The sequence below is a fragment of the Pseudomonas kribbensis genome, from assembly GCF_003352185.1.
Classification (GTDB): domain Bacteria; phylum Pseudomonadota; class Gammaproteobacteria; order Pseudomonadales; family Pseudomonadaceae; genus Aquipseudomonas; species Aquipseudomonas kribbensis.
The window spans coordinates 3,745,476-3,772,180 of the sequence record NZ_CP029608.1 but is presented as its reverse complement, the minus strand read 5'-3'; the positions used below and the strand labels follow the sequence as shown (position 1 = coordinate 3,772,180).

Below are 26,705 nucleotides of genomic sequence, written 5' to 3'. Positions count from 1 at the left end.
CTGAGTGCCGCTTCCCGACCCGAAGTGCAAAGTCGTAGCCAGGACCTGCTGGCCGGGTTGTCGATTGCCGGTCTGTTACTGCCCGAGGCCGTGGCGTATTCCAGCATTGCCGCGTTGCCACCCCAGGCCGGGGTGATCGCGTTGTTCGCCGGGCTGCTGTGTTACGCGTTGATGGGCACCAGCCGCTTTGCCGTGGTCTCGGCCACGTCGTCCTCGGCGGCGGTGCTGGCGGCTGCGACGGCTTCGCTGGCTGGCGGCGATCCGGCCTTGCGCCTGAGCCTGGCGGTCGGCCTGGTGATGATGACCGGGGTGCTGTTTCTGCTGGCGGGGTTGTTCAAGCTTGGCAGCGTGACATCCTTCATCGCCAAGCCGGTGTTGCGTGGCTTTGCACTGGGATTGGCGGTGACGATCATCCTCAAGCAGGTGGCGAGTGTCGTCGATGTCCACCTGACTGAGAGCAACCTGGTTCGCTTTCTGCCGCAGTTGTTGGAGCAGTGGCCAAAATGGAACCTTGCGGGCGCCGGAGTAGCGCTGGTGGCGTTGCTGGTACTGATGGTCTGCGCCCGCTTTCGTCGGGTGCCGGGCGGGCTGATCGTCGTCGCTCTGGGCATTGCCGCCAGCCAATGGCTGAACCTGCCGGCCTACGGGGTGAAGCTGATCGGAATCATCGACCTGGCGCTGGAGATGCCACAGCTGCCGAACATGCCGTTTGCCGACTGGCTGCGACTCGGCGAACTGGCGTTTGCCATGGTGATGATTCTGTACGCCGAGTCCTATGGCTCGATCAGCTCGTTTGCCCTGAAACACGGCGATCGGGTGTCCTCGAACCGCGATCTGCTGGCCCTTGGCGCGTCCAATCTGCTATCGGGGCTGTTTCATGGCATGCCGGCCGGGGCCGGGTATTCAGCGACGTCGGCCAATGAGGCGGCGGGCGCTACATCGCGGTTGGCGGGCGTTGTCGCAGCGGCAGTGGTGTTGCTGATCGTTTTGACGGTGCTGCCTTACATCGCCCTGACCCCGGAACCGGTGCTGGCCGCCATTGTGATTCACGCACTGGGACGAGCGCTGAGCCTGCAACCGCTGGGCCGCTACTTCATCTGGCGCCGTGACCGCTTGTTAGTGATTTGCGCGGTGGCGGCGGTGCTGGTGCTCGGCGTGCTCGACGGTTTGCTGCTGGCGGTGGCGATCAGTGTGGTGCTGATGCTCAAACAGATGTCCTCGGCGGATATCCAGGTGCTGGGACAAATGGGCGGCGGTCACGATTACGTCGACGTGCAGCGCCATCCGGATGCCCGGGAAATCCCCGGCGTGCTGATCGTGCGTCCGAGCGAGGCACTGTTTTTCGCTAACGTGGAACGGATTCTCGGCGGCGCGCTGCGGCTGGCTCGGCATGCGCCGGCGGCGGTGCACACGATTATCCTGAGTCTGGAAGAATCACCGGATCTGGACGGCACCAGCATCGAGGCGCTGGAAGCATTCTTCCTGCAGGTGCGGGCTGAGGACAAACTGTTGATTCTGGCCCGACTCAAGCATGAGGCGCAGACCGTGCTGGCGCAATTGCCTGCACTGGAACGCGAGCAGGTGCTGTTGAGCGGTTTGAGTGTGGACGAGGCGGTTCAGCAGGCACTCAAGCTCAATGCATGAGTTTCCGCAGGCATAAAAAAACGCCGCTCATCTCGCGATGGGCGGCGTTTTTCATTGCGTTGCAGCGTTAGGCTTGAACGACCGGGATCTTGGCGTTCGCAGCAGCTTCACGGAACTCGGCAATCTGGTCGAAGGACAGGTAGCGGTAAACATCGGCCGCCATGCTGTCGATCTTGCCAGCGTATTCCATGTACTCCTCGACGGTCGGCAGGCGACCCAGGATCGAAGCAACGGACGCCAGCTCGGCCGAAGCCAGGTAGACGTTCGCGCCGTCGCCCAGACGGTTCGGGAAGTTACGGGTCGAAGTCGACACCACGGTGCTGTTCGGCTCGACGCGTGCCTGGTTACCCATGCACAGCGAGCAGCCTGGCATTTCCATGCGGGCGCCGGCCTTGCCGTAGATGCCGTAGTAGCCTTCTTCGGTCAGTTGGTGAGCGTCCATCTTGGTCGGCGGCGACAGCCACAGACGGGTTGGCAGCTGACCCTTGACCTGATCCAGCAGTTTACCGGCAGCGCGGAAGTGACCGATGTTGGTCATGCACGAACCGATGAACACTTCGTCGATCTTCTCGCCAGCAACGCTGGACAGCAGACGGGCGTCGTCCGGGTCGTTCGGCGCGCACAGTACAGGCTCGCTGATGTCGGCCAGATCGATTTCGATGACTTCGGCGTATTCGGCGTCGGCATCGGCTTCCATCAGCTCAGGGTTGGCGATCCAGGCTTCCATCGCTTGAGCACGACGTTCCAGGGTACGCGCATCGCCGTAGCCTTCGCCGATCATCCAGCGCAGCAGGGTGATGTTGGACTGCAGGTACTCGGTGATCGACTCTTTCGACAGCTTGATGGTGCAACCGGCAGCCGAACGTTCGGCCGAGGCGTCGGACAGTTCGAACGCCTGTTCCAGGGTCAGACCTTCCAGGCCTTCGATTTCCAGGATGCGGCCGGAGAAGGCGTTTTTCTTGCCTTTCTTCTCGACGGTCAGCAGACCGTTCTGGATAGCGAAGTAAGGAATGGCATGAACTAGGTCACGCAGGGTGATGCCAGGTTTCATCTTGCCTTTGAAGCGCACCAGGATCGATTCCGGCATGTCCAGCGGCATGACGCCGGTGGCTGCGGCGAACGCGACCAGACCGGAACCGGCCGGGAACGAGATGCCCATCGGGAAACGGGTGTGCGAGTCACCACCGGTACCCACGGTGTCCGGCAGCAGCATGCGGTTCAGCCACGAGTGGATGATGCCGTCGCCCGGACGCAGGGAAACGCCGCCGCGGGTCATGATGAAGTCAGGCAGGGTGTGGTGGGTGGTCACGTCGATCGGCTTTGGATAAGCCGCGGTGTGGCAGAAGGACTGCATTACCAGATCAGCGGAGAAGCCCAGGCACGCCAGGTCTTTCAGTTCGTCACGGGTCATTGGACCGGTGGTGTCCTGAGAACCTACGGTGGTCATCTTCGGTTCGCAGTAGGTGCCAGGACGGATGCCTTTGCCTTCTGCCAGACCGCAGGCCTTGCCGACCATTTTCTGCGCCAGGGTGTAACCCTTGGTGCTTTCGGCCGGAGCTTCAGGTTTCTTGAACAGGTCGAATGCTGGCAGACCCAGTTCGGCGCGAGCCTTCTCGGTCAGGCCACGGCCGATGATCAGCGGGATACGGCCGCCGGCGCGGACTTCGTCCAGCAGGACCGGGGTCTTCATTTCGAAGGTGGTGATGACTTCGTCGGTACCGTGCTTGCAGACTTTGCCGGCATGCGGGTACAGGTCGATCACGTCGCCCATGTTCATGTTCGATACGTCGAACTCGATAGGCAGTGCGCCGGCATCTTCCATGGTGTTGTAGAAGATCGGAGCGATCTTGCTGCCGAAGCAGAAGCCGCCGCCGCGCTTGTTCGGCACGTAAGGGATGTCGTCACCGAAGAACCACAGGACCGAGTTGGTCGCGGATTTACGCGAGGAACCGGTACCGACCACGTCACCGACGTAGGCGATAGGGAAGCCCTGGCCGCGCATTTCTTCGATCTGCTTCATCGGGCCGGTCTTGCCTTGCTCGTCCGGAACGATGCCGTCACGGGCCATTTTCAGCATGGCCAGGGCGTGCAGCGGGATGTCAGGACGCGACCAGGCGTCTGGAGCAGGGGACAGGTCGTCGGTGTTGGTTTCGCCGGTCACCTTGAAGACGCGCAGGCTGATCTTGTCGGCCAGCACAGGGCGCTTCTTGAACCACTCGCCGTCAGCCCAGGATTGCAGCACGGCCTTGGCGTGAACGTTGCCGTTCTTGGCTTTTTCAGCCACGTCGTGGAAGGCATCGAACATCAGCAGGGTGTGCTTGAGTTCTTCGGCGGCCACTGGCGCCAGTTCGGCGTTGTCCAGCAGTTCGACCAGGGTCACGATGTTGTAGCCGCCCTGCATGGTGCCGAGCAGTTCTACAGCGCGTTTCTTGTCCAGCAGAGGGGAGGAGACTTCGCCCTTGGCCAGTGCGGAGAGGAAACCGGCCTTGACGTAGGCGGCTTCGTCCACTCCTGGTGGTACGCGATTGGTGATCAGGTCAACGAGGAAAGCTTCTTCGCCAGCCGGAGGATTCTTCAGCAGCTCGACCAGGCCTGCAGTTTGTTCGGCGTTAAGCGGCTGGGGAACGATACCCAGTGCTGCACGCTCTTCGATATGTTTGCGGTAGGCTTCAAGCACAGTTATTACCCTCATCAGTGGTCCCAAATGGGTGTCCGGGACGCTCATCCCGAAATTGCCGTACTCATGCTCCTCACGACGTTGTGGGTCGTTCGGCCAGAATTACCGGCAATTCCTTACAGAAGCTGCTTTCAAAGTTTTACGCCTGCAGAACGGGGAGCTGATGAGGGTTGGCGTTGGGCTTTTCCCCGCTGGAAAAACCCTTCGCCAACACCGCTCTGAAGGAACGACTGTGCTCGTGACGCTTTGAAAACAGCTTCTAACGGACATTGGCGCCTAAAAAGGCTGGCTGATTCTACGGCAAAAAAAATTTAAAGGTAAGTCGGGCTCTATTGGACTTTGGTGGCGTTGTGCGCAGGCAGGGCAAACCCCGATCCAGCGCTTGCCCCTGATGTTTGAGGGGTGATGAATGCCGGACAAAGGGCTAACATGCCGACCTGTTCCGCGTTTCAAGTGTTCTGCCCATTTATGCCCAATCAGACCATCAAGACTCCCTGCGTCGGCCTCTGCTCCACTGTTTACGGTGATCTGGTGTGCCGTGGCTGCAAGCGTTTCCACCACGAAGTGATCCACTGGAACGGTTACAACGAGGAGGAAAAGCGCGCGGTGTGGTTGCGTCTTGAGCAATTGCTGTCACAAGTGATGGCGAGCAAGGTCGAGGTCTTCGACCCGGCGCGGCTGCGCCAGCAGCTGGAACAGCGCAAGATCCGCTTCGTGCCGCATCAGTCGGAATATTGCTGGGCGTACCAGCTGATCGCCCGGGGCGCGCGGGTGATCATTAATCTGGAAGCCTACGGGATGGTATTGCTGCCGGAGTTTCGCGACTGGAACCTGCCGGAACTGCGAGATGCCATTGATCGGGAATTTTTCCTGCTGTCGGAAGCGCACTATCAGCGCTACATCGCACCGGGTTTCCTGAAGGATGCACTGGGCGAGTAAGCGTTACCTGTGGCGAGTGTCCTCGCCACAGGATGACAACAATGCTTAATGCTTCACCGCCAGCTCCACCAAATGGTCTTCAACCTCCTGCGGCTTGAGCACCAGCACATCACTCTCCAGCGCATCCAGCACCACTTCGGCGGTATTGCCGATCAACGCCCCGGACAACCCGGTACGCGCCACGGTGCCAATCACGGTCACCGCCGCCTGGAGCTTGTGCGCCATGAACGGAATCAGCACGTCCGCCGGACCTTCCTCGACATGCAAATGCTCGTCATCGACATCGAATTCAGCCTGGAACGCCTGGCATTGCTCGCGATAGCGCGCCTCGATGGTTTCCTTGAGCTGGAAAGTCGGGTCGGCGGCCGAGAGCATCGGTGACGGATGGGCGGTAATCACGTGCAGATGCCCTTTGGCCAGGCTGGCGATGTCATAGCCGTGGTCGATGATGGTGGTGTGCAGGTGACGGTGTTCGCCATCGGCATTGCCCACATCGACTGCCGCCAGAATCACTCGGTCTTTCCAGGAAGCGGAGGTTTTTACCAGCAGCACCGGGGTCGGGCAGTGGCGCAGCAGTTTCCAGTCCGCCGGCGTCAGCAGGGCTTTTTTCAGCGAACTGTCGGGGAAATGCTGCTTGATCACCAGCCCGCAGCCTTCGGCCTGCTGCACGTCGATGATGGTTTCGTGCAGGCTCTCGTTCCACGCCTGTTCGGTGGTGACGCTGTAGCCGTCCGCCAAAAGCGCGGCCTTGAGCACGCTGAGCATGCCGGCGTGATCGTGCTTCTTGTCGCAGACCAGCAGGTGCAGATGGGCCTGGGTCACCCCGGCGATCAGCTTGGCGCGCTTGAGCGCCAGGCTTTCCGCGTGTTCGGGTTCGATGACCACCAGAATGCTGCGAATGGCTTGCATGAGTGAGTCTCCAGCAATGAAAAGGCACGACGTTGCACAACTATAGTTGCTGCGCATCCGTCCGCGACTTGATGCATATCAAGGGCTGGCGCTGGTGGTCTGCGGGCAGGCCGGTATAATCGGCGCCCTTCGCTCGAACACCTTTTGACCGTGAGCCCCATGATCCTTCCCGAAATCCACGAATTCCTTGGTTGCCGCACGCCTGACGCCTGGGTTGAAGCCGCGCTGGCCGATCAGGAAACCCTGCTGATCGACCACAAGAACTGCGAGTTCAAGGCCGCCAGCACCGCGTTGAGCCTGATCGCCAAGTACCATTCCCATGTCGATCTGATCAACATGATGTCGCGCCTGGCCCGGGAAGAACTGGTGCACCACGAACAGGTCATGCGCATCATGAAGCGACGCAAGATCGAACTGCGCCAGCTGCATGCCGGCCGCTATGCCTCGAGCCTGCGCAAAGTGGTGCGCAGCCACGAACCGGTGAAACTGGTCGATACTCTGGTGGTCGGCGCCTTCATCGAAGCCCGCAGTTGCGAGCGGTTCGAAGCGCTGGTGCCGCATCTGGACGAAGAACTCGGCAAGTTCTACTTCGGCCTGCTGAAAAGCGAGGCCCGGCATTTCCAGGGTTACCTGAAACTGGCCTATCAGTACGGCGACGCCAAGGACATCGCTCAAGTGATCGAGAAAGTCCGCGCCGCCGAGCAGGAGCTGATCGAATCGCCGGACGAGGAATTCCGTTTCCACAGCGGCGTACCCGTTGCGGCATGAATTGTTAAAAACTCTTAAGAGCATGAAACATCAACGAAAACCGGCCCAAGTGGCCGGTTTTTGCTGCCCGCGATAATCGTCTTGCCTGCGAATGCCGCCATAATGTCGCCCACTTCACTGAGGGTTGGCGACGGTCGTTATGGATAACCTGGGTTTTGGCAGAGTCCTGCTGGTGGAAGACGATGAGCGGCTTGCCGCGCTGATCGCCCACTTTCTCGAACAACACGGCTATGAGGTGCGCACGGTGCATCGCGGCGATCTGGCCGTGGCCGCGTTTCTTGAATTCAAGCCCAAGGTCGTGGTGCTCGACCTGATGTTGCCGGGGCAGAGCGGCCTGCACGTGTGCCGTGAAATCCGCAGCGTGTCGGACACACCAATCGTCATCCTGACCGCCAAGGAAGATGACCTCGACCACATTCTGGGTCTGGAGTCCGGGGCCGACGATTACGTGATCAAGCCGATCAAACCGCCGGTGCTGCTCGCGCGTCTGCGCGCGCTGCAACGCCGGCAGGTGCCGGACAGCGGTGTGGTCAGCTCCCTGGAGTTCGGTCAGTTGCACATCGACCGCAGCTGCCGCGAAGTGCGTCTGGCCGGCGAACTGATCGAGCTGACCACCATGGAATTCGAACTGCTGTGGCTGCTGGCCAGTGCCGCCGGCAACATCCTGTCGCGCGACGACATTCTCAACCGTATGCGCGGCATCGCCTTCGACGGCCTCAATCGCAGCGTCGACGTGTACATCAGCAAGTTGCGCAACAAACTCAAGGACAATCCCCGCGAACCGGTGTGCATCAAGACCGTGTGGGGCAAGGGCTATCTGTTCAATCCGTTTGCGTGGGAGTTGTAGATGCTGCGGTTATTTCTCGGGCTGTTTCTGGTGATGACCGTCGGGCTGGTGGCGGCGCTGCAAACTGTCGAACACACCTTCAACGCGCTGCTCGACAACCAGATGCAGGCCTACAACCGCGAGGCGGTGCGTGGCCAGGCCTGGTCGCTGATCGAGCACATGCGCGACCAGAAAGGTGCGGCGCGGGAAGCGCAACTGGACGCGCTGCGCCCGCACTACGGGCTGACGCTGAGTCTGGTCGAGGCCGATCACCTGAAGCTCAGCGATGAGGAAAAAGCCGAACTGGACCAGGGCCTGCTGGTGATTCGCCACGACTACACCCAGTTCATCAGCAACATCGACGGCGGTTCGCAACTGCTCAGCATCAAGCTGCCGCCGGAGCCGAGCCTGATGCCGTTCTATATCTCGGCGGCTTACATGATGCTGGCCGTGCTGCTCGGGATTGTCCTGTACTTCTGGGTGCGCCCGCACTGGCGCGATCTGGAAAAACTGCGCCTGGCCGCCGAGCGTTTCGGCGACAACGACCTCTCCGCACGTATCCAGCTTTCAAAACGCTCGAACATCCGGGACCTGGCCGAACACTTCAACCTGATGGCGGCGCGCATCGAGGGCCTGATCGCCAATCAGCGTGAACTGACCAACGCCGTGTCCCACGAACTGCGCACGCCGATTGCGCGGTTGTCGTTCGAGCTCGACCAGCTCAAGCAACAGCCGGACGCCAGCCAGAACCGCGAACTGATCGCCGACATGTACGCCGACCTGGGCGAGCTGGAAGAAATGGTCTCCGAGCTGCTGACCTACGCCAGCCTCGAGCGAGGCGCGACGGTGATCACCCGCGAAAACATTCAGGCCGCCAACTGGCTCGACAGTGTGGTGGGCAGCGTGGCCCTGGAGGCCGAGGCGGCCGGCGTGCAACTGCTGATCGGCGAGTGCCGGGTCGAAGAGGTGCGGATCGAGCCGCGCTTCATGGCGCGGGCGGTGATCAATCTGCTGCGCAACGCCATTCGATATGCCGAGCAACGGGTCGAGGTGTCGCTGGTGCGCATCGGCGATCAATACGAAGTGCAGGTCAACGACGACGGCCCGGGTGTGCCGCTGGCCGGTCGGGAGAAGATTTTCGAACCGTTCTCGCGCCTGGATGCCAGCCGCGACCGCCGCACCGGTGGTTTCGGCCTCGGGCTGGCATTGGTGCGACGGGTATCGCAATCCCATGGCGGCCGGGTCGAGGTTGGCGATTCACCGTGGGGCGGGGCGTCGTTCCGCATGACCTGGGCGCATCTGGATTGATGGAGTTTCCTCCCCTGAAGGGGAAGGTATTCGATTAACTGAGCACGTAGTCCACCGGTTTCAGCGCCGGCGGCAACGGCTCGGTGCCCAGCTCCGAGAGAATATCCCGCTCGATACCCCGCACCAGAGCATCGGTCGGCAGGTCATTTTCATCACGCCCAAACGGATCTTCCAGCTCATCGGCAATCGCATCCAGCCCAAAGAACGTGTAGCTGACAATCGCCGTGAACAGCGGCGTCAGCCAGCCCAGCGGTTCGGCCATGGCAAACGGCAGCAGGATGCAGAACAGGTAGATCGTGCGGTGCAGCAGCAGGGTGTAAGGGAAGGGCAGCGGCGTGTTCTTGATCCGCTCGCACACCGCTTGCGCCTGGGTCAGGCTGGTCAGGTGATTGGCCAGCAGCATGTAGCGCCATTCACTGAGATCGCCCGCTTCATGCAGATCGGAACATTGCTGGCCGACGGTTTGCAAAATGCGCCCGCTGTAGTCCGGCACCTGTGCGTCGTGTTGCGGGTTGATCCACTCGGCACTGGCGGCAGCTTCGTTTTCCCGGCGCAGCCGAGCATTCAAGGCGTGGGCAAAACCGCAGAGGTTGAGCAACAGCAAGCGGCGTTGCGCCGATTCGCGGATGACATGGGTTTCGCGAATCACCGAACGCACATGCACGATCACCTCGCCCCAGGCCTTGCGCGCTTCGTACCAGCGGTCGTAGCAGGCGTTGTTGCGAAAATTCATGAAGATCGACAGTGACAGACCGAGCAAGGTGAACGGCGTGGCGTTGACCTTGGTGAAGTTGCTCGGATGGAGCATTTCCACCAGCACGATGGCCGACGCCAGCAACGTGACCATCAGGGTGCGCAGGGCGATGCGTTTGGCAATCGAGCCCTTGAGGGTGAACAGGATGGCGAACTGATTGACCTTGGGTCGGATGATCATGCTGTTTTTGCCTTGAAAACGTGGCGGTTCAACCGCCGGTCATGTTCATGAAACGCACCACTTGCACGTCGTCGTTCACTTCAAAGTTGTGCCGGTAAGGCTTGAGCTTCATCGCGTCGATGATCGCTTTCTCCAGCCGTTGCGGTTGACCCGGGTGGGCCCGCAGCACCGCTTTCAAGTCCACCGAATGCTCGTTCCCCAGACACAGTAGCAAACGCCCCTCGACCGTCAGCCGCACCCGGTTGCAGGTGCCGCAGAAGTTATGGCTGTGGGGCGATATGAACCCCAGCCGGATATGCGGCGCTTCTGCCAGCCGCCAGTAGCGCGACGGGCCTTGGGTCGACTCGGCGGAATCGATCAGGGTGAAGCGCTCGGCAATCCGCTCACGCACCTGGGCACTGGAGAAGAACGACTCGGCGCGGCTGTGTTCGCTGATGATGCCCAGCGGCATTTCCTCGATGAAAGAAATATCCAGATCCCGCTCGATGGCGAACTGCACCAGATCGTTGATCTCGTGATCGTTGCGGCCCTGCATCACCACGCAGTTGAGTTTAGTGCGGGTAAATCCGGCCTCGCGGGCGGCATCGATGCCGTTGATCACTTGTGCCAGGTCGCCGGTGCGGGTCATCTGCCTGAAGCGTTCGGCATCGAGGCTGTCGAGACTGACGTTGAGGCGCTTGACCCCGGCGTCGAACAGCGGGCTGGCGAGTTTTCCGAGCTGCGAGCCGTTGGTGGTCAGGCACAGTTCGCGCAGGCCGGGCAGGGCAGCAATCTGCTTGCACAACCCGACGACGCCGGGACGAATCAGTGGTTCACCGCCAGTCAGGCGGATCTTGCGGGTACCGAGCGCCACAAAGCTCTGCGCCAGTTGATAGATCTCCTCCAGCGTCAGCACCCGTTGGCGCGGCAAAAACTGCATGTCTTCAGCCATGCAATACACACAGCGGAAGTCGCAACGGTCGGTGACCGACATGCGCAGGTAGTCGACGCGGCGGTTGTATCCATCGATCAAGACGCGCTCTGACATGACAGCCTCGCTTGGGTGAAATCCGCTATTGAAGGGATTGGGTCGGCGCAGGTTATGAGCAACTTCGAACAGCGTCCAATCACTATTAATGACCGGCCGATTGATGCTGTCGATGATGAAATAATTATTCGGTTTTTTACGCTTCTTAGTTTTGCAAGTGCCCGGATTTAAAGGATTTAAGTCCGTGATAGATGCTTTCGATAACGCAGTCATTAATAGCGATTAGACAAGTTTTTGCAGCGGTTCCTATCCTTGGCCCCGTCAAACGAAACGACCGCTTTTTTAACTTGAAAGTCAGTCGTCGCTGTTTAAACCCGATCAGGTTTTTGCCTGTGTGCATCGTCATGGAGAAGTCCCATGTCACAAGTCGACCGTTACAAACCCTACAAGGGCGCCGCTGCGGGTTGGGGCGCTGTGATCAGCCTCACCAGGAACTGGCTGGGCAGTGAAAACGCCCTGAAAAACATCCGCGCCATGCTCAAGACCAACCAGAACGGCGGCTTCGACTGCCCCGGTTGCGCCTGGGGTGAAGCCCCCGGTGCGAGCATGCTGAAGTTCTGCGAGAACGGCGCCAAAGCAGTGAACTGGGAAGCCACCGGCCGCCTGGTCGACCCGGCATTCTTCAACAAGTACACGGTGTCGACGCTGGCCGAGCAAAGCGATTACTGGCTCGAATATCAGGGCCGGATCACCCATCCGATGCGCTACGACGCCCGGGTCGACCGCTATGTCGAAACCACCTGGGACGACGCCTTCGCGCTGATCGCCAAGCACCTCAAAGGCCTGAAATCGCCGCACGAGGCCGAGTTCTACACCTCGGGCCGCGCCAGTAACGAAGCGGCGTTTCTCTATCAGTTGTTCGTCCGCGCCTACGGCACCAACAACTTCCCGGACTGCTCGAACATGTGCCACGAAGCCAGTGCGGTGAGCATGGGCGAGAGCCTCGGTGTCGGCAAAGGCACTGTGGTCTATGAAGACCTGCACCACGCCGATGCGATTTTCGTCATCGGCCAGAACCCCGGCACCAACCACCCGCGCATGCTCGAACCGCTGCGCGAAGCGGTAAAACGCGGCGCGCAGGTGGTGTGCATCAATCCGCTCAAGGAGCGTGGCCTGGAGCGTTTCCAGAACCCGCAGAACCCGATCGAGATGCTGAGTAACGGCTGGGAAGCGACCAACACTGCGTACTTCCGTCCAGCCTTGGGCGGTGACATGGCAATGATTCGCGGCATGGCCAAGTTCCTGCTGGAGTGGGAGCGCGAAGCCCAGGCCACCGGCGGCGAAGCGGTGTTCGATCACGCGTTCATTGCCGAGCACACGTCGGGTCTCGACAGCTATCTGGCCGAAGTCGATGCCACGAGCTGGGAGCACATCGTCGAGCAGTCCGGCGTGCCGCTGCATGACATCGAACTGGCCGCGCGCATGTATGCCCGCGCCAAGAGCGTGATCATGTGCTGGGCCATGGGCCTGACCCAGCACGTGCACTCGGTGCCGACCCTGCAGGAGGTCATCAACCTGCAACTGCTGCGCGGCAACGTCGGCCGTCCGGGTGCCGGGCTGTCGCCGGTGCGTGGTCACAGTAACGTGCAGGGCGACCGCACCATGGGCATCAACGAACTGGCGCCGAAAGCGCTGATGGACGCCCTGGAAAAACGCTTCAACTTCAAGGTGCCGCGTATGCACGGCCACAACACGGTGATGGCGATCGGTGCCATGGAGCGTGGCGAAGCCAAGGTGTTCATCGGTCTGGGTGGCAACTTCGCTCAAGCCACGCCGGACACCCCGCGCACCCACGCGGCGATGCGCAAACTCGACCTGAGCGTGCACATCTCGACCAAGCTCAACCGCAGCCATCTGGTGACCGGGCGTGATGCACTGATCCTGCCGTGCCTCGGCCGTACCGACATCGACGTGCAGGCCGAAGGCCCGCAAGGCGTGACCGTGGAAGACACCTTCAGCATGGTGCACTTGTCGTTCGGCCAGTTGAAGCCAAAGTCGGCCCATCTGAAATCCGAGCCGGCGATCATTGCCGGGATCGCTGCCGCCACGTTGGGCAAGCACCCGATCGACTGGGAATGGGCGGTGGGCGACTACGGACGCATCCGCAACCTCATTGCCGACGTAATTCCGGGCTTCGACAATTTCAACGAGAAGCTGCTGATCCCCGGTGGTTTCCACCTCGGTAACGACGCCTCCGACCGTGTCTGGAAAACCGAATCCGGTAAGGCTCAGTTCACCCCGTGCGTGCTGCCCGAACATCTGATCAGCGAAGGCGTACGCAACCTGCCGGTCAAACCGCATTTGATCCTGCAAACCATGCGCTCCCACGACCAGTACAACACCACGCTGTACGGCCTCGACGACCGTTATCGCGGGGTCTACGGCATGCGCGACGTGGTGTTCGCCAACGAGCAGGACATCCGCCGGCTCGGTTTCGAACCGGGGCAGAAGGTCGATCTGGTGGCGCTGTGGGATGACGAGCGCGAGCGTCGGGTCAGCGGTTTCACACTGATCGCCTACGACATTCCGGCCGGGCAGGCTGCCGCGTACTACCCGGAAACCAATCCGCTGGTGCCGCTGGAAAGCTACGGTGATCGCACCTACACGCCGACCTCCAAGTTCGTGGCGATCCGCCTCGAAGCGGCCGAGGCGAGCAACCTGATTCCGTCGTCGGTGGCCTGACCGACTCACGCGATCCAACCCTTTTGCATTTTGACTGGCTGCAGGCGTTCGCGCCTGGCGGTGGCCCGGCCGTGTGCTGCCGCTTTTCAGCCTTGATGAGGACATCATCATGTTCAACCTGGAGGCACTGGACCTGGCGCGAATTCAATTCGCGTTCACGGTTTCGTTCCACATCATTTTCCCGGCGATCACCATTGGCCTGGCGAGTTTCCTGGCGGTGCTCGAAGGCCTGTGGCTGAAAACCCGTAACGACACGTACCGCGATCTCTACCACTTCTGGTCGAAGATCTTCGCCGTCAACTTCGGCATGGGCGTGGTCTCGGGTCTGGTCATGGCGTACCAGTTCGGCACCAACTGGAGCGGGTTTTCCGACTTCGCCGGCAGCATCACCGGGCCGTTGCTGACCTATGAAGTGCTGACGGCGTTCTTCCTCGAGGCCGGGTTCCTCGGGGTGATGCTGTTTGGCTGGAATCGAGTGGGCCGTGGCTTGCACTTCTTTGCCACGGTGATGGTCGCCATCGGCACGCTGATCTCGACTTTCTGGATTCTCGCCTCCAACAGCTGGATGCAGACCCCGCAAGGCTTTGAAATCGTCGACGGCCGGGTGATGCCGATGGACTGGCTGGCCATCGTGTTCAACCCGTCGTTCCCGTTCCGGCTGGCGCACATGGCGATTGCCGCATTCGTTGCTACGGCGTTCTTCGTCGGCGCTTCGGCAGCCTGGCATTTGCTGCGTGGCAACGACAGCAAACCGGTGCGCAAGATGTTTTCCATGGCGCTGTGGATGGCGCTGATCGTGGCGCCGATTCAAGCGGTGGTCGGTGACGCCCATGGCTTGAACACCCTGGAACACCAACCGGCAAAAATCGCCGCCATCGAAGGCCACTGGGAAAACGCTGACAACGGGCCAACCCCGCTGGTGCTGTTCGGCATCCCGGACATGCAGGCGGAGAAGACCAAGTATGCGATCGAGATTCCGTACCTCGGCAGCCTGATCCTCACCCACAGCCTCGACAAGCAGATTCCGGCGCTCAAGAGCTTCCCGAAAGAAGACCGGCCTAACTCGACCGTGATTTTCTGGAGCTTCCGCGTGATGGCCGGGCTCGGCATGTTGATGATTCTGGTCGGTGTGCTGGGTCTGGCGTTGCGGCGCAACGGCAAGGTCTACCGTCATCGCGGCTTTCAGCGTCTGATGCTGTTGATGGGGCCAAGCGGTCTGATCGCGCTGCTTGCCGGCTGGATCACCACCGAAGTCGGGCGTCAGCCGTGGGTGGTGTACGGCCTGATGCGTACCCATGACGCCGCGTCCCATCACTCGGTGGCGCAGATGAGCACCTCGCTGGCGCTGTTCGTCGTCATCTACTGCTCGGTGTTCACCGTGGGCATCGGCTACATGATGAAACTGGTAAGCAAGGGCCCGCAGCCGCACCACGAACATCCGCCCGAAGGCACCCCGTTGCAGACCCCGCGCCGGCCACTTTCGGCGGTTACCGACAACCTCGAATCCGCGACCCGGGTCCACTGATAAAGGAGCATTGAGTCATGGGTATTCAAGGTATCGATCTCTCGTTGATCTGGGGTGTGATCATTGCCTTCGGGGTGATGATGTACGTGATCATGGACGGCTTCGATCTGGGCCTCGGGATTCTGTTTCCGATGATCAGCGACGAGCAGGAACGCGACGTGATGATGAACACCGTCGCGCCGGTCTGGGACGGCAACGAAACCTGGCTGGTGCTCGGCGGCGCGGCGTTGTACGGCGCGTTTCCGCTGGCTTACGGGGTGATTCTGGAGGCGCTGTATCTGCCGCTGATCTTCATGCTCGCGGGTTTGATTTTCCGGGGTGTGGCGTTCGAGTTTCGCTTCAAGGCGCCAGCGGAAAAACGTCATCTATGGGACTGGGCGTTCATCGGCGGCTCGCTGCTGGCGACGTTCTCCCAGGGTGTGGTGATCGGCGCGTATGTGGCCGGGATTCCGGTGGTGGATCGGCAGTTTGCCGGTGGCGGTCTCGACTGGCTGGCGCCGTTCCCGCTGGTCTGCGGCGTTGGTCTGGTGGTCGCCTATGCCTTGCTGGGCAGCACCTGGCTGCTGGTGAAAACAGAAGGCATGCTCGAGTCGCGGATGCGTCACTACAGCCGTCCGCTGGCGTGGCTGTTGCTGGCGATGGTGCTGGTGATCGGCGCGTGGACGCTGCAAATGCATCCGGAACTGGCCACGCGCTGGTTCAACCATGCACACCTGACCGTGTTCGCCGGGCTGGTGGTGCTGGCGGCACTGGCGCTGTTCGGGCTGCTGCGTTCGTTGCGTCAGCGACACACCCACTGGCCGTTCGTGTTCACCCTGGTACTGATGTTCCTCGGCTACATCGGGCTGGCGCTGAGCATCTGGCCGAACATCATCCCGCCGTCGGTCAGCCTGTGGGCGGCGGCATCACCGGCCACCAGCCAGTTGTTCGCCCTGATCGGCGCGCTGTTCATCCTGCCGGTGATCCTGATGTACACCTTCTGGAACTACTACGTGTTCCGCGGCAAAGTGAGGATCGGCGATGGCTACCATTGAGATGCGTGAAGTGAAAAGCCGCTGGTACAAACGTCTGGGCTGGCTGTTGTTGATCTGGTCCGGCAGCGTGGTGTCGCTGGCGGTGGTGGCGAGCCTGCTGAAACTGGCGATGTATGCGGCGGGGATGAGAACCCACTGAGCATAAAAAAACCGGAGCCTGGCTCCGGTTTTTTATTGCCTGCATATTGCATCCACTGCACAACCCCTGTGGGAGCCAGCCTGCTGGCGATAGCGATCTTTCAGTCTATGAAGATGTGATGACCTCATCGCGAGCAGGCTCGCTCCCACAGGGGCAGCGGTGGATTCAAGTCATCATTCGCCACCAAACATCGCCGTCCAGTAAATGCCGGCGCTGCTCTTCGGATCGACTGCGTAGGCCGCACCCAGTTCGCGGTACTGCGGGTTCATCAGGTTGGCGCAGTGGCCGGGGCTGGCGAGCCAGCCGGCGACGACTTTCTGCACCGTGTCCTGCCCGGCGGCGATGTTCTCGCCGACCTGCTGGCCGCTGTAACCGGCCAGTTCGGCGCGGTCGCCAGGGGTGCCGCCGTTGCGGTCCTTGTGGTCGAAATAGTTGTTGTTGGCCATCTCGCGGCTGTGATCCTGGGCCACACCGCCGAGCACTGCGTTCCACGCCAGTGGCGCCGCCGCGGAGAATGCCTGGCCGCCGCACTGGCGCGGCTGGCTACGGGCGGCGTTGAGTTGCGTCAACAGTTTCTGGCCTTCGGCTTGTCCGTCGCCCAGGCGTGCCGACAGCAGCGGTCGCGCCAGGGTGATGCGCCAGTCGCGGTCGGCGCGGCTGACGCCGATATCGACGAACTGCGGATCCAGCACTACCTGGCAGAAGCTCTCCTGAATCGCCTTCATTGCCGCCGCCGCATCCCTAGGGCCGTTGAGGGTGATCGCCTGCACGTTGACCATCGGGTAACTGGCGCTGGCCATGGCCTGTTGCAGATCGACGACACCACTGGCCGGCAGATGCAGGCGCGGGTCGGCCGACAGCGGCGGCAATTCGCTTGACGCCTGGGTGCCGCAGCGCTGGGGCTGGCTGCGGTAGCTGTTGATCGACTCGATCAATTGCGACTCGTCACTGGCCATGGCCGAAGCGGCCAGCGCCAGGCCCGTGGACAACGCGGCGAATCGCAGAACGGATGGCATGAAGCGCATGGAAATCTCCCTTGGGCTGAGTGCGCCCATGATGCGCGAAACGCCCCGGGGTCGTGCAATGTCTTTTTTCTTCATGGTGTGGTTTTCAGCACGGAACGTTGCGCCGGATTCTGCCGTCTACACTCTGCGAAGTCCCCGGAATCCGGGCGTCTCAGCCACGTAACACTTTGCCCGCAACGGGCGCTGCCGGAAGAATCGATCATGAAATTGCACGGGCTGATCTGTTGTCTTGTGTTGACCCTGCTGAGCGGCGCGGTGCTGGCCACCGATCAGGCACCGATCAAGGAAAAAGCCGAAGCGAAAGCCGAGGTACTGGAAGAAAAAGCGGCCGTCAAGCCCAACGCGCCCCCGGCGCCGAAATCCGAAGCCATCACCCCGAAAGAGGTGCAAGCCGTCGACCCGGCCGGCACCGCGCCGCTCGACGACCCGATCACCTGTCTGGCACGCAGCATCTATTGGGAAGCCAAGGGCAAGGACACGGCGGAAATGGAAGCCGTGGCCAATGTGGTGATGAATCGCCTCGGTCACGACGGCTTCCCCGGCACCGTATGCGAGGTGGTCAAGCAGGGCTCGGAAACCAAGAGTTGCCAGTTTTCCTGGTGGTGCGATGGCAAGTCGGATCAGGTCAAGGAAGACGCCGAATATGCGCTGGCCAAGGATATTGCCGGCAAGGCCCTGAACCGTCAGCTCCCCGATCGCACCCACGGCGCTTTGTACTTCCACGACCACAACGTCGACCCGAGCTGGGCGAAGAAGTACACCAAGACCGCCGAAACCGGAAAATTCCTGTTCTACAAACCCAAGGACGGTGAGGCGCGTTAGGCGCAGACTTCCCGCACGCAGTTGCGCAACCAGCGATGCGCCGGGTCAGCGTCCATGCGTGGGTGCCAGAGCATCGAAACGCTGATGTCCGGCATGCGCAACGGCAGGGCGAAGCTGAACAGACCCGTCCGCAATTTGCTGGTGTGACGTTCCGGAACGGTGGCGATCAGGTCGGATTCTCGTACCAGCGTCAGCGCCGCCGAAAAGCCGCCGAACGAAGTGACGATGTCCCGCGTCAGGCCGAAGGCGAGCAGCGCTTCGTCCACCGGGCCGCTGCTGCGACCACGGCGTGACACCAGAATGTGCTGGCCCGAAGCGAAGCGTTTGGCGCTGACCTTGCCGCTGCTCAACGGATGCCCCTCACGCACCACACCGATCCACTGATCGCGGAACAGGATGCGGCTGTGCAGCGTCGGATCGGTGCTGTCGTCGACCACACCGGTTTCCAGATCCACCCGACCTTCGCGCAGCAGCGTGCTGTCCTTGTCGGCCTTTTGCACAAAGCGCAGGCGCACGTCGGGCGCTTCTTCGGCGATGCGGGCGAGCAGGGCGGCGGCGAAGGTTTCGACAAAACCGTCGGTGTTGCGCAGGGTGAAAGTGCGCCGCAACTGGCCGGGATCGAGCACTTCTGCCGGGCGCAAAACCGCTTCGGCTTCCTGCACCAGATAGCTGACCCGGTCGCGCAACTCCAGCGCTCGCGGGGTCGGCACCAGTCCACGACCGGCGCGTACCAGCAGCGGATCTCCGGTGGTTTCCCGCAACCGGGCCAGCGCCCGGCTCATGGCGGACGGACTCAGACCCAGGCGCGTGGCGGCGCGGGCGACGCTGCCTTCGCTCAACAGCACGTCGAGGGTGATCAACAAGTTCAGATCCGGTGCATTCATGACATGGCGTTCCATGCATGTATCAAGTGCAAAGCATGCGTCTTGCGCCTTGTATTGTCGAGGCTCAGGCTATGTCCCATGACTTCTGCCCTGTGAGCCCCCCATGCACCGAGAACCCCTGAACCCTTCAGCCCGCTGGGCGTTGACCAGTCTGGCGCTGTCGATGCTGATGCCGTCACTGGACACCAGCATCGCCAACGCCGGACTGCCGACCCTGGCGGCGGCCTTCGATGCGACGTTTCAGGAAGTGCAGTGGATCGTGCTGGCCTATCTGCTGGCGGTCACCACCTTGATTGTCAGCGTCGGGCGATTGGGTGACGGCTTCGGGCGGCGGCGCTTGTTGTTGATCGGCATCGGCATCTTTACCGCCGCTTCGCTGGCCTGCGCACTGGCGCCGAGCCTGGCCTGGCTGATCGGTGCGCGGGCGGTGCAAGGCGTGGGTGCGGCGATCATGTTCGCGTTGACCGTGGCGCTGGTGGCCGACGCGGTGCCCAAGGCCCGGGCCGGCAGTGCGATGGGGTTGCTGGCCACGATGTCGGCCACTGGCACCACCCTCGGGCCGTCGCTCGGTGGGCTGTTGATGGCGCATGTCGGCTGGCAGTCGATCTTTGTGATCAACGTGCCGTTGGGTTTGCTCAACGCATGGCTGGTGTATCGCTATCTGCCCAAGGACCGAGTCGAACGCAAGCCTCTTGCGTTCGATTATCCCGGCACTGCGGTGCTGATGCTGACGCTGGCGGCCTATGCACTGGCGATGACAGTTGAAGGATTCACCCCGACGTTGTTGCTGATCAGTCTGTCGGGAGTGGGGCTGTTCATCCTGATCGAGAAGAAGAGCAAGGCGCCGCTGATTCATTTGTCATTGTTCACCGATTCACGCATCAGCAGCAGTCTGGCGCTGACCTTGCTGGTGACCACGGTGATGATGACCACGCTGGTGGTCGGGCCGTTTTACCTGAGCCGAGGCTTGGGGCTCGGCAGCACTCAGGTCGGACTGGTGTTGTCGGTCGGGCCGTTGCTGGCGGCGTTCAGCGGTGTACCGGCCGGGCGTCTGGTGGATCGTTTCGGGGCGCGGCGAATGGTGCCGGGCGCATTGCTTGGGCTGGCCTGCGGTTGTGCTTTGCTGGCGCTGTTGCCGGTGAGTTTCGGACTGCTTGCCTATGTGTTGCCGATAACGGTGGTTGCATTGAGTTATGCGCTGTTCCAGGCCGCCAACAATACCGGGCTGATGGCGGGTGTCGGGCAGGATCAGCGCGGGGTGGTCTCGGCCATGCTCGGGTTGTCACGCAATCTGGGGTTGATCACCGGGGCGGCGGCCATGGGTGCGGTGTTTGCCCTGACCACGGACGATCCGACCCAGGCATCGACTGAAGTGATTGCCAGCGGATTACATGTCACTTTTGGCGTTGCCACGGCGTTAATGATCGCTGCCCTCGGCCTTGGCTGCAGCCCTGTGGGAGCGAGCCTGCTCGCGATGCGGAGTGTCCGGCGCTGATTAAGCTGGCTGATTTGACGCTATCGCGAGCAGGCTCGCTCCCACAAAGAACACTCAATCCCGAAGTTGGCGGGCCGGAAAGAACAGCTCAAAGCAGGTGACACCATCAGCGCTGCTGACGCTGTAGCGGCCCTGATGCAATTGCATGATGGTCGCCACGATCGAGAGGCCCAGACCGTTGGACTGGGCCGAACGCTCGCGGGACGGATCGGCGCGGTAGAAACGTTCGAACAGCCGCGACAGATGCTCCGGGGGAATCGTCGTCCCGTGATTGCGCACCCGCAGGTAGCTGCCATCCGGTTCGGCGATGGCTTCAACCTGCATCGTCGAATCCGCTGCGCCGTACTTGATCGCGTTGGCGCACAGATTGGCCAGGGCCCGGCGCAGCAGCATCGGCTCGGCCCAGATCACGCCGCTGCCACGGGCCTCGATGGTGACGCCGACATCGGCGGCCAGGCCTTCGAAGTAATCGGCGATACGTTGCATTTCATCGCAGGCGTCCAGCTCCTGACGCTGGCTCAAGGCACTGGCCGGGTCGGTGCGGGCGAGAAAGAGCATGTTGTCGAGCATCCGCGCCAGCCGTTCGAGCTCTTCGACGTTGGAGGCGAGCAACTGCTGATAGGCCTCGACGCTGCGGTTCTGTTGCAGGGCGACCTGGGTTTCGCCGAGCAGGTTGTTGATGGGCGTGCGCAGTTCGTGGGCCATGTCGGTGGAGACCTGGCTCAGTTGGGTGACCCCTCGGTCGAGCCGGTCCAGCATCGCATTGAAGGCTTCGATCATCGGCTGCAATTCCCGGGGTGTGCCGTGGCGGTCGAGGCGTTCACCGAGGTTGGCGATGCCGATTCCGTGGGCATGCCGTGCAAGCCGGCGCAGCGGCAGCAGGCCGCGATACACCAGCAGGCAGCCGACCAGCGCCAGGACAATCGCCGCCAGTGACGCCAGGCCATACACGCTGAGCCGATAACTGGCGAGCATCGCCGTGCGTTCGCTCATCACCTTGCCGATCAGCACTTGCAGATTGCCCTGATCGCCGGAGTCGATACTGGCCGCCACCGCCGAGAACGGCACGCCGTTGATGCTCGGCAGATGTTGCACGTCGTTGAGGGCCATCACATGGTTGATCGGCACGGCGGGTACGGTCGGCAACGTCAGGTTGCTGGGATTGACCACGAACAAGGGCGGTTGCCCCGGCGCGCCGATGGTCAACAGCGCTTCGCGGTTGCCCAGCATGTTCTGGAACAGCGCCGGTTTGTTCTGGATCAGCTCCAGGGTGTTGCTGTCGTTGAGGATGGTGCGCAACTGATCGATGCGGCTGACCAGCTGAATGTCATCGCGGCGGGTCAGTTGTTCATCCAGCGCGTTGTACAGCGCCGCGCCGAGGCCCGCCAGGGACGCGAAGGCGAGCACCGCGAACACCAGCGCCAGGCGCAGCGTCAGGGAATACGTGCCGGTGATTTTCATGGCTGGGTATCGAAGCGGTAGCCGATGCCGCGCACGCTGTGGATCAGCTTGAGCGGGAACGGGTCGTCGATCTTCGCCCGCAGGCGGCGCACGGCGACATCGACCACATTGGTGTCGCTGTCGAAATTCATGTCCCACACCCGGGACGCGATCAGCGAGCGCGACAGCACTTGTCCTTCGTGGGTGGCGAACAGTTGCAGCAGCGCGAATTCCTTGTTGGTCAGAGTGATCCGGCTGCCGGCGCGGGTGACCCGGCGCTTGAGCACGTCGATCTGCAGATCGGCCACCTGCAACTGTTCTTCTTCATGGATCGGCCCGCGCCGGGTCAGGGTACGCAGACGCGCCACCAGTTCGGCGAAGGAAAACGGTTTGATCAGGTAGTCATCGGCGCCCAGCTCCAGGCCTTTGACCCGGTCGGCGATGTCGTCACGGGCAGTGAGAAACAGCACCGGCGTGTCGGCTTCCTTGCGCAGCCGGCGCAGGACTTCCCAGCCATCCATTTTCGGCATCATCACGTCCAGCACGATCACGTCGAAGTCGTGTTCCAGCGCCAGGTGCAGACCGTCGGCGCCGTCCCGGGCCAGGCTCACGTTGTAACCCAGTTCCTGCAAGCCGTTGAGCAGGTAGTTGCCGGCCTTGGGTTCGTCTTCGACGACAAGGATATTCATTGGCACTGCGCCTCACTGGTCAGTTGGTGCAACCGCTGCCTTGCACTTGGTAGTCCAGCACATGTTCGCGGCCCTGGTGGTCGAGGTAGTTGAGTCGTGCGGGAATGACGCCGCAAGCCTGGGAAATATCGGTGCTGGAGAGGACTTTGTCGACATCCAGGTGCACGTAGAAACCGTTGGTGTCGTGAATGACCGTGTTGTCCGGCATTTCGGCAGCGAACACGGAACCGGTGGCGAGGAGGGCGGTGAAGGCCAGGATCAGGGTTTTCATGATGAGTCACTCGTGTCGGTGAAGTGGATCGGCAGGTGTGCCGGAACAACTTCAGGCTACCGAGCGATCCGCTCGGCAAACCGACAACTCAATGACAAAGTTGTAATGAAACCCTGAAAACACAAATCTCCTGTGAGAACAGGGGATTGTTTGGACAGCGGCTGTTTTCAACTGCCGTGGGTACTGAGGATGCTCGCAATCTGCTGCGGCTGGCAGTTGAGGTACGGCGAGGACTTCAGCCAGTGCTGGTCCGGGTACCAGGAAAACATGTACTGGCCGTCCTTCAGGCTGTCGATCACCCGTCTGGCGACCTGCGGCCGTACGGCCGGGCAACCCTGACTGCGGCCCAGCCGGCCCGTACGTTTGCTCCAGAACAGATTCACGTAGTCGGCGGCGTGAATCACGATAGCGCGGTCGCGGGCCATGTCGTTGACGCCCGGCTCCAGGCCGTCCATGCGCAGCGAATAACCGTGAGTGCCTTCGTAACTTTCCTGGGTGCGGAACAAACCGAGGCTGGACTGGAAGCTGCCCTCACGGTTGGAGAACCGGGTGGCGAAGTTGTCCCCGGATTTCGAACCGTGGGCGACCAGGTCGCGCAGGATCAGTTTTTTCTGCGTCAGGTCGAAGATCCACAGGCGTCGCTCGGTGGACGGTTGCGAATAATCGATGATCGCCAGGTGACGGGACTGCTTCGCGCCGTTGTTGATCGCGCATTGCATGGCGTTCAGGGCACCTTTCAGCGCCTGGGGATTGAGTTCCGGAGCGGCGTGGGCGAGGCTGTTGTAGAGAACCGGCGAAGCGGTGCCGGCGGCAAAAACCTGACTGGTCCCCAGCCCCAGGGCAGCGGCAGTCAGCAGAAGTCGGCGCAAAAACGTCAACATTTAAAGTGAATCCTCACTGGCTACATGGTTGGCACTTTGGCTCCTGACGTCCAGTCGTCCCGGGCAGGCCCGCGAATCGGACCTGACTGTATCACCGCACCTGATGTAAGGTTGACCGTCAATCAAGACGGCCACGGATTGGAGTAAAGCAGTTGTTCAAAAAGTACGCATGCTACTTGAGCATTTGTCTGCTCGCTGCGCCGTTTGTCGTTTGTGCCGAAGAGCCGTTGCCGGCGCTCCCGACACTGCCGGCGGAGGTGCCCGTGGAGCCGCAAAGTCCGTTGCAGGCCGTGCTGATCGGCCTGCCGCAGGCTTGCCCGGCGATTGCCGCCCGTCTCAGTGGCCCGGCCCTGGAACAGTTGCAGGCCTTCTACCGGCAACAGGACTGGATGCCGGTCTGGGCAGCGGCCGGGCAATTGCCGGCCTTGCATGCACAATTGCAGCTGTTGGCCGACGATGGCCTCAATCCGAAACGCTATCCGGTCGCCGATACGGCCCCGCAGGATGGCGAACTGTGCGCCGATATCGACATCAGCCGCAATTACCTGCAGGCCTTGCAGGACCTGCATTACGGTCGTCTGCTGCAATCGCATTTCGAACCGTTGTGGCATTCCGACGATACGCCCCGCGACCGTCAGGCGGAGCTGCTCGCCATTGCCGTGCCGGGCATGCATGACGTTGCCGCCGCCTTCGATCTGGCCCGCCCGCGCCTGGCGCAATACCAGAACCTGCGCCATCTCTACGCCGCGCAACGCCTGCAGGCCTTGCCGCACTGGCAATCGGTGGGCAACGGGCCGTTGCTGCGTCCGGACATGGAAGACAAACGCGTGCCGGAGCTGGCGCGACGACTGTACAGCGAAGGTTATCTGAGCAGTGTGGTCGGCACGCCGGACAACGCCTACCACGGTGTTTTGGTCGAAGCCGTGAAAAGCTTCCAGGCCAACCATTCGTTGCAGGCCGACGGTGTGGTCGGGCCGGGGACGATTGCCGAAATGAACATCAGCCCGTTGACCCGTCGCGAGCAGTTGCGGGTCAACCTTGAGCGTTTCCGCTGGCTGGCCCAGGACATGGAGCCCGACGGCCTGCTGGTCAACGTCGCCGCTGCCGAACTGACCCTGTACCAGGGCGGCCTGCCGGTGTGGCAGACCCGCACTCAGGTCGGTCGCGCCGAGCGCCAGACACCGTTGCTCAAATCCCGGGTCACGCGCCTGACGCTGAACCCGACCTGGACCGTGCCGCCGACCATCTGGAAAGAAGACAAGCTGCCGGAAATCCGCAAGGACCAGACCTTCCTCAGCCGTCAGAACCTGCAAGTACTCGACGCCAACGGCCAGCCGCTGGCCGCTGCCGACATCGACTGGGACAATCCCGGCAACATCCTTCTGCGTCAGGACGCCGGGCCGCGCAACCCGTTGGGACAGATGGTTATCCGCTTCCCCAACCCGTTCTCGGTGTACCTGCATGACACACCGAGCAAAGCGCTGTTCGACAAGGGACCACGGGCGTTCAGTTCCGGTTGTGTGCGGGTCGAGCACCCGATGAAACTGCGCGACTTCCTGCTCAGCCCGGCGGAAAGAGCCCGCACCGATACCTTGCTTGCCACCGGCACCACCCATGAGTTTCGCCTGAGCAATCCGGTGCCGATCCTCATGACGTACTGGACGGCACAGGTCGACGGGCAAGGCCGCGTGCTCTACGCGCCGGACATCTACAGCCGTGACAGCGCGTTGCTTGCGGGACTTGATCGGGCGCATTGATTCTCAACGGCTGGCGCGTTTCCAGAAAAACCGCGCCAGCCACGCATCCACGCTCAACTTGCCGGCCCCGGCGAACACCAGCGGCACCAGCGCAGCCAGGTAAATCGCTGGCAGCTTGAAGTTGCCGAAGCCTTTGTTGGTGATCGCGTAGCCTTGGGCCAGTTCGCTCAACGATGACCAGTCTGCCGGCCAGTGCACGGCAGCGGTGGCGACCACCGTCACCACGATCAGCGAAATCGCCGAGATCCGTGTGCCGAGTCCGATCAGGATCGCCAGGGCGCAGATCAGCTCGGCCCACATCGACAGCTCCCAGTTCAGCGTCGCCGGCAAGTGATCGAAGGGAAACGGGAAGCGGTCCTGAATGTCCTCGAACCAGTTCTGGCCGTTGAATTTTTCCAGACCCGATTCGAAAAACTCCCAGGCGATGAACAGGCGCAGGGTCAGCGGCGCGAGCCACTGGCCGGCGCGGTCGAGGTTCAGGTGCAAGCCTTTGACGGCGGTCGAAAGAGCAGTGGTCATGGTGCGACTCCATTCAATTCAGTGGAAAACGGGGCACCGGCGTGCCCCGTGCAGAGGGTTATTCGCCGGCGCCGCACTTGCCTTCGCCGCATTTGCCTTCCGAGGTTTTTTCCGGGGTGTCGGCCTGCGCTTGAGTCTGGCTGTAGCCGTGATCCAGTTGCTTGACGCTGAACGCCTCGGAAGCCGAAGCGGCGTTGGACAGGGCCAGGCCACCGGCCAGCAGCAGGCCGAGGGTCAGGGAAGTTTTCGAGCGCTTGGTCATGGTGAATCTCCGATAAGAAATGTGAGTTCAAAGGCTTGATCGGGGTTGCCGATCGACAGGTTCATTTGAACGTCGGGCTGTATCGGGGATGTGTCGCGAAGGCCCGAATTTGTGCGCGGGATGTGTCGGGCGTCGGGCCGTACACACTGCGATACACAGACTGCTCAAAAATTGTGGGAGCGAGCTTGCTCGCGATAGCGGTAACTCAGGCGCCGAGGATGCTGGCTGTACTGGCCTCATCGCGAGCA

At 61.7% G+C, this 26,705-nt stretch carries 24 protein-coding genes; 12 read left to right on the top strand and 12 right to left on the bottom strand.

Going from position 1 to position 26,705, the window contains the following annotated elements:
* Positions 1-24: 24 nt before the first annotated feature.
* Positions 25-1,644 (top strand): SulP family inorganic anion transporter, encoded by a 1,620-nt coding sequence (locus tag DLD99_RS17140; protein WP_244220745.1) that lies wholly within the window; start codon positions 25-27, stop codon positions 1,642-1,644.
* 67 nt (positions 1,645-1,711) lie between these two features.
* Here the strand turns inward: DLD99_RS17140 and acnB are convergent, their stop codons facing one another.
* Positions 1,712-4,321 carry a bifunctional aconitate hydratase 2/2-methylisocitrate dehydratase gene (gene acnB, locus DLD99_RS17135; protein ID WP_114883810.1) on the bottom strand — a complete coding sequence of 870 codons (2,610 nt, stop codon included), beginning with the start codon at positions 4,319-4,321 and terminating at the stop codon, positions 1,712-1,714.
* A gap of 468 nt (positions 4,322-4,789) precedes the next feature.
* Here acnB and DLD99_RS17130 point away from each other — a divergent pair, with 468 nt between their 5' ends.
* Positions 4,790-5,260 carry a DUF1289 domain-containing protein gene (locus DLD99_RS17130; protein ID WP_085711613.1) on the top strand — a complete coding sequence of 157 codons (471 nt, stop codon included), beginning with the start codon at positions 4,790-4,792 and terminating at the stop codon, positions 5,258-5,260.
* Positions 5,261-5,305: 45 nt separating this feature from the next.
* Here DLD99_RS17130 and DLD99_RS17125 read toward each other — a convergent pair whose 3' ends face one another.
* Positions 5,306-6,169, bottom strand: a complete 864-nt coding sequence (locus tag DLD99_RS17125) for a universal stress protein (RefSeq protein ID WP_114883808.1) — start codon at positions 6,167-6,169, stop codon at positions 5,306-5,308.
* A gap of 159 nt (positions 6,170-6,328) precedes the next feature.
* On the opposite strand from DLD99_RS17125, the gene DLD99_RS17120 reads away from it, so the two are divergent.
* From DLD99_RS17120 to DLD99_RS17110, 3 genes are all read left to right on the top strand, one after another.
* Complete coding sequence (locus DLD99_RS17120; protein ID WP_114883806.1) at positions 6,329-6,937, top strand: MiaE family protein; 609 nt, start codon at positions 6,329-6,331, stop codon at positions 6,935-6,937.
* A 139-nt stretch (positions 6,938-7,076) separates the two neighbouring features.
* Positions 7,077-7,784, top strand: a complete 708-nt coding sequence (locus DLD99_RS17115) for a response regulator (RefSeq protein WP_085711475.1) — start codon at positions 7,077-7,079, stop codon at positions 7,782-7,784.
* Positions 7,785-9,071 carry an ATP-binding protein gene (locus DLD99_RS17110; protein ID WP_114883804.1) on the top strand — a complete coding sequence of 429 codons (1,287 nt, stop codon included), beginning with the start codon at positions 7,785-7,787 and terminating at the stop codon, positions 9,069-9,071.
* A gap of 34 nt (positions 9,072-9,105) precedes the next feature.
* Here DLD99_RS17110 and DLD99_RS17105 read toward each other — a convergent pair whose 3' ends face one another.
* Positions 9,106-10,005 carry a bestrophin family protein gene (locus DLD99_RS17105; RefSeq protein ID WP_114883802.1) on the bottom strand — a complete coding sequence of 300 codons (900 nt, stop codon included), beginning with the start codon at positions 10,003-10,005 and terminating at the stop codon, positions 9,106-9,108.
* A gap of 28 nt (positions 10,006-10,033) precedes the next feature.
* Positions 10,034-11,032, bottom strand: coding sequence for a GTP 3',8-cyclase MoaA (moaA, locus tag DLD99_RS17100; protein WP_114883800.1), 999 nt, complete (start codon positions 11,030-11,032; stop codon positions 10,034-10,036).
* A 357-nt stretch (positions 11,033-11,389) separates the two neighbouring features.
* On the opposite strand from moaA, the gene DLD99_RS17095 reads away from it, so the two are divergent.
* From DLD99_RS17095 to DLD99_RS17080, 4 genes are all read left to right on the top strand, one after another.
* A complete protein-coding gene (locus DLD99_RS17095; RefSeq protein WP_114883799.1) occupies positions 11,390-13,714 on the top strand; it encodes an FdhF/YdeP family oxidoreductase in 2,325 nt (774 codons plus the stop codon).
* Positions 13,715-13,823: 109 nt separating this feature from the next.
* Positions 13,824-15,239 carry a cytochrome ubiquinol oxidase subunit I gene (locus tag DLD99_RS17090; protein ID WP_114886726.1) on the top strand — a complete coding sequence of 472 codons (1,416 nt, stop codon included), beginning with the start codon at positions 13,824-13,826 and terminating at the stop codon, positions 15,237-15,239.
* Positions 15,240-15,256: 17 nt separating this feature from the next.
* A complete protein-coding gene (gene cydB, locus DLD99_RS17085) occupies positions 15,257-16,273 on the top strand; it encodes a cytochrome d ubiquinol oxidase subunit II (protein ID WP_114883797.1) in 1,017 nt (338 codons plus the stop codon).
* Positions 16,260-16,412, top strand: coding sequence for a DUF2474 domain-containing protein (locus DLD99_RS17080; protein WP_074688757.1), 153 nt, complete (start codon positions 16,260-16,262; stop codon positions 16,410-16,412). The genes cydB and DLD99_RS17080 overlap by 14 nt, the downstream gene beginning before the upstream one ends.
* A gap of 173 nt (positions 16,413-16,585) precedes the next feature.
* On the opposite strand, the gene DLD99_RS17075 is transcribed toward DLD99_RS17080, so the two are convergent.
* Complete coding sequence (locus tag DLD99_RS17075; RefSeq protein WP_085711469.1) at positions 16,586-17,437, bottom strand: CAP domain-containing protein; 852 nt, start codon at positions 17,435-17,437, stop codon at positions 16,586-16,588.
* A gap of 201 nt (positions 17,438-17,638) precedes the next feature.
* On the opposite strand from DLD99_RS17075, the gene DLD99_RS17070 reads away from it, so the two are divergent.
* Positions 17,639-18,259: a cell wall hydrolase gene (locus DLD99_RS17070; RefSeq protein WP_114883795.1), complete on the top strand. Its 621-nt coding sequence runs from the start codon at positions 17,639-17,641 to the stop codon at positions 18,257-18,259.
* On the opposite strand, the gene DLD99_RS17065 is transcribed toward DLD99_RS17070, so the two are convergent.
* Positions 18,256-19,143: a LysR family transcriptional regulator gene (locus tag DLD99_RS17065; RefSeq protein WP_114883793.1), complete on the bottom strand. Its 888-nt coding sequence runs from the start codon at positions 19,141-19,143 to the stop codon at positions 18,256-18,258. The genes DLD99_RS17070 and DLD99_RS17065 overlap by 4 nt on opposite strands.
* Before the next feature lie 103 nt (positions 19,144-19,246).
* Between DLD99_RS17065 and DLD99_RS17060 the strand changes: the two genes are divergently transcribed.
* Positions 19,247-20,638: an MFS transporter gene (locus DLD99_RS17060; RefSeq protein ID WP_114883791.1), complete on the top strand. Its 1,392-nt coding sequence runs from the start codon at positions 19,247-19,249 to the stop codon at positions 20,636-20,638.
* Between the two features lie 54 nt (positions 20,639-20,692).
* On the opposite strand, the gene DLD99_RS17055 is transcribed toward DLD99_RS17060, so the two are convergent.
* The 4 genes from DLD99_RS17055 to DLD99_RS17040 form a co-directional block, all read right to left on the bottom strand.
* Positions 20,693-22,099 carry a heavy metal sensor histidine kinase gene (locus tag DLD99_RS17055; RefSeq protein ID WP_114883789.1) on the bottom strand — a complete coding sequence of 469 codons (1,407 nt, stop codon included), beginning with the start codon at positions 22,097-22,099 and terminating at the stop codon, positions 20,693-20,695.
* Complete coding sequence (locus DLD99_RS17050) at positions 22,096-22,767, bottom strand: heavy metal response regulator transcription factor (RefSeq protein ID WP_085711464.1); 672 nt, start codon at positions 22,765-22,767, stop codon at positions 22,096-22,098. Before DLD99_RS17050 ends, DLD99_RS17055 begins: the two co-directional genes overlap by 4 nt.
* Positions 22,768-22,786: 19 nt before the next feature.
* On the bottom strand, positions 22,787-23,038 hold the full coding sequence (locus tag DLD99_RS17045) for a DUF2790 domain-containing protein (protein WP_114883787.1): 252 nt from the start codon (positions 23,036-23,038) through the stop codon (positions 22,787-22,789).
* 167 nt (positions 23,039-23,205) lie between these two features.
* Entirely contained in the window at positions 23,206-23,919 is a 714-nt protein-coding gene (locus DLD99_RS17040) for a murein L,D-transpeptidase catalytic domain family protein (RefSeq protein ID WP_085711462.1), read from the bottom strand.
* 152 nt (positions 23,920-24,071) lie between these two features.
* Here DLD99_RS17040 and DLD99_RS17035 point away from each other — a divergent pair, with 152 nt between their 5' ends.
* On the top strand, positions 24,072-25,676 hold the full coding sequence (locus tag DLD99_RS17035; protein ID WP_114883785.1) for a L,D-transpeptidase family protein: 1,605 nt from the start codon (positions 24,072-24,074) through the stop codon (positions 25,674-25,676).
* A 3-nt stretch (positions 25,677-25,679) separates the two neighbouring features.
* Here the strand turns inward: DLD99_RS17035 and DLD99_RS17030 are convergent, their stop codons facing one another.
* Positions 25,680-26,195 carry an HvfX family Cu-binding RiPP maturation protein gene (locus tag DLD99_RS17030; RefSeq protein ID WP_096820187.1) on the bottom strand — a complete coding sequence of 172 codons (516 nt, stop codon included), beginning with the start codon at positions 26,193-26,195 and terminating at the stop codon, positions 25,680-25,682.
* A gap of 58 nt (positions 26,196-26,253) precedes the next feature.
* Positions 26,254-26,457, bottom strand: coding sequence for an HvfA family oxazolone/thioamide-modified RiPP metallophore (locus tag DLD99_RS17025; RefSeq protein WP_114883783.1), 204 nt, complete (start codon positions 26,455-26,457; stop codon positions 26,254-26,256).
* Between the last annotated feature and the right edge of the window lie 248 nt (positions 26,458-26,705).

Bases quoted from the DNA above. Each gene is read 5' to 3' on its own strand.
- DLD99_RS17130 (WP_085711613.1), top strand. From the start codon at position 4,790: ATGCCCAATCAGACCATCAAGACTCCCTGCGTCGGCCTCTGCTCCACT.
- DLD99_RS17125 (WP_114883808.1), bottom strand. From the start codon at position 6,169: ATGCAAGCCATTCGCAGCATTCTGGTGGTCATCGAACCCGAACACGCG.
- DLD99_RS17120 (WP_114883806.1), top strand. From the start codon at position 6,329: ATGATCCTTCCCGAAATCCACGAATTCCTTGGTTGCCGCACGCCTGAC.
- DLD99_RS17115 (WP_085711475.1), top strand. From the start codon at position 7,077: ATGGATAACCTGGGTTTTGGCAGAGTCCTGCTGGTGGAAGACGATGAG.
- DLD99_RS17110 (WP_114883804.1), top strand. From the start codon at position 7,785: ATGCTGCGGTTATTTCTCGGGCTGTTTCTGGTGATGACCGTCGGGCTG.
- DLD99_RS17105 (WP_114883802.1), bottom strand. From the start codon at position 10,005: ATGATCATCCGACCCAAGGTCAATCAGTTCGCCATCCTGTTCACCCTC.
- moaA (WP_114883800.1), bottom strand. From the start codon at position 11,032: ATGTCAGAGCGCGTCTTGATCGATGGATACAACCGCCGCGTCGACTAC.
- DLD99_RS17095 (WP_114883799.1), top strand. From the start codon at position 11,390: ATGTCACAAGTCGACCGTTACAAACCCTACAAGGGCGCCGCTGCGGGT.
- DLD99_RS17090 (WP_114886726.1), top strand. From the start codon at position 13,824: ATGTTCAACCTGGAGGCACTGGACCTGGCGCGAATTCAATTCGCGTTC.
- cydB (WP_114883797.1), top strand. From the start codon at position 15,257: ATGGGTATTCAAGGTATCGATCTCTCGTTGATCTGGGGTGTGATCATT.
- DLD99_RS17080 (WP_074688757.1), top strand. From the start codon at position 16,260: ATGGCTACCATTGAGATGCGTGAAGTGAAAAGCCGCTGGTACAAACGT.
- DLD99_RS17075 (WP_085711469.1), bottom strand. From the start codon at position 17,437: ATGCGCTTCATGCCATCCGTTCTGCGATTCGCCGCGTTGTCCACGGGC.
- DLD99_RS17070 (WP_114883795.1), top strand. From the start codon at position 17,639: ATGAAATTGCACGGGCTGATCTGTTGTCTTGTGTTGACCCTGCTGAGC.
- DLD99_RS17065 (WP_114883793.1), bottom strand. From the start codon at position 19,143: ATGAATGCACCGGATCTGAACTTGTTGATCACCCTCGACGTGCTGTTG.
- DLD99_RS17060 (WP_114883791.1), top strand. From the start codon at position 19,247: ATGCACCGAGAACCCCTGAACCCTTCAGCCCGCTGGGCGTTGACCAGT.
- DLD99_RS17055 (WP_114883789.1), bottom strand. From the start codon at position 22,099: ATGAAAATCACCGGCACGTATTCCCTGACGCTGCGCCTGGCGCTGGTG.
- DLD99_RS17050 (WP_085711464.1), bottom strand. From the start codon at position 22,767: ATGAATATCCTTGTCGTCGAAGACGAACCCAAGGCCGGCAACTACCTG.
- DLD99_RS17045 (WP_114883787.1), bottom strand. From the start codon at position 23,038: ATGAAAACCCTGATCCTGGCCTTCACCGCCCTCCTCGCCACCGGTTCC.
- DLD99_RS17040 (WP_085711462.1), bottom strand. From the start codon at position 23,919: ATGTTGACGTTTTTGCGCCGACTTCTGCTGACTGCCGCTGCCCTGGGG.
- DLD99_RS17030 (WP_096820187.1), bottom strand. From the start codon at position 26,195: ATGACCACTGCTCTTTCGACCGCCGTCAAAGGCTTGCACCTGAACCTC.
- DLD99_RS17025 (WP_114883783.1), bottom strand. From the start codon at position 26,457: ATGACCAAGCGCTCGAAAACTTCCCTGACCCTCGGCCTGCTGCTGGCC.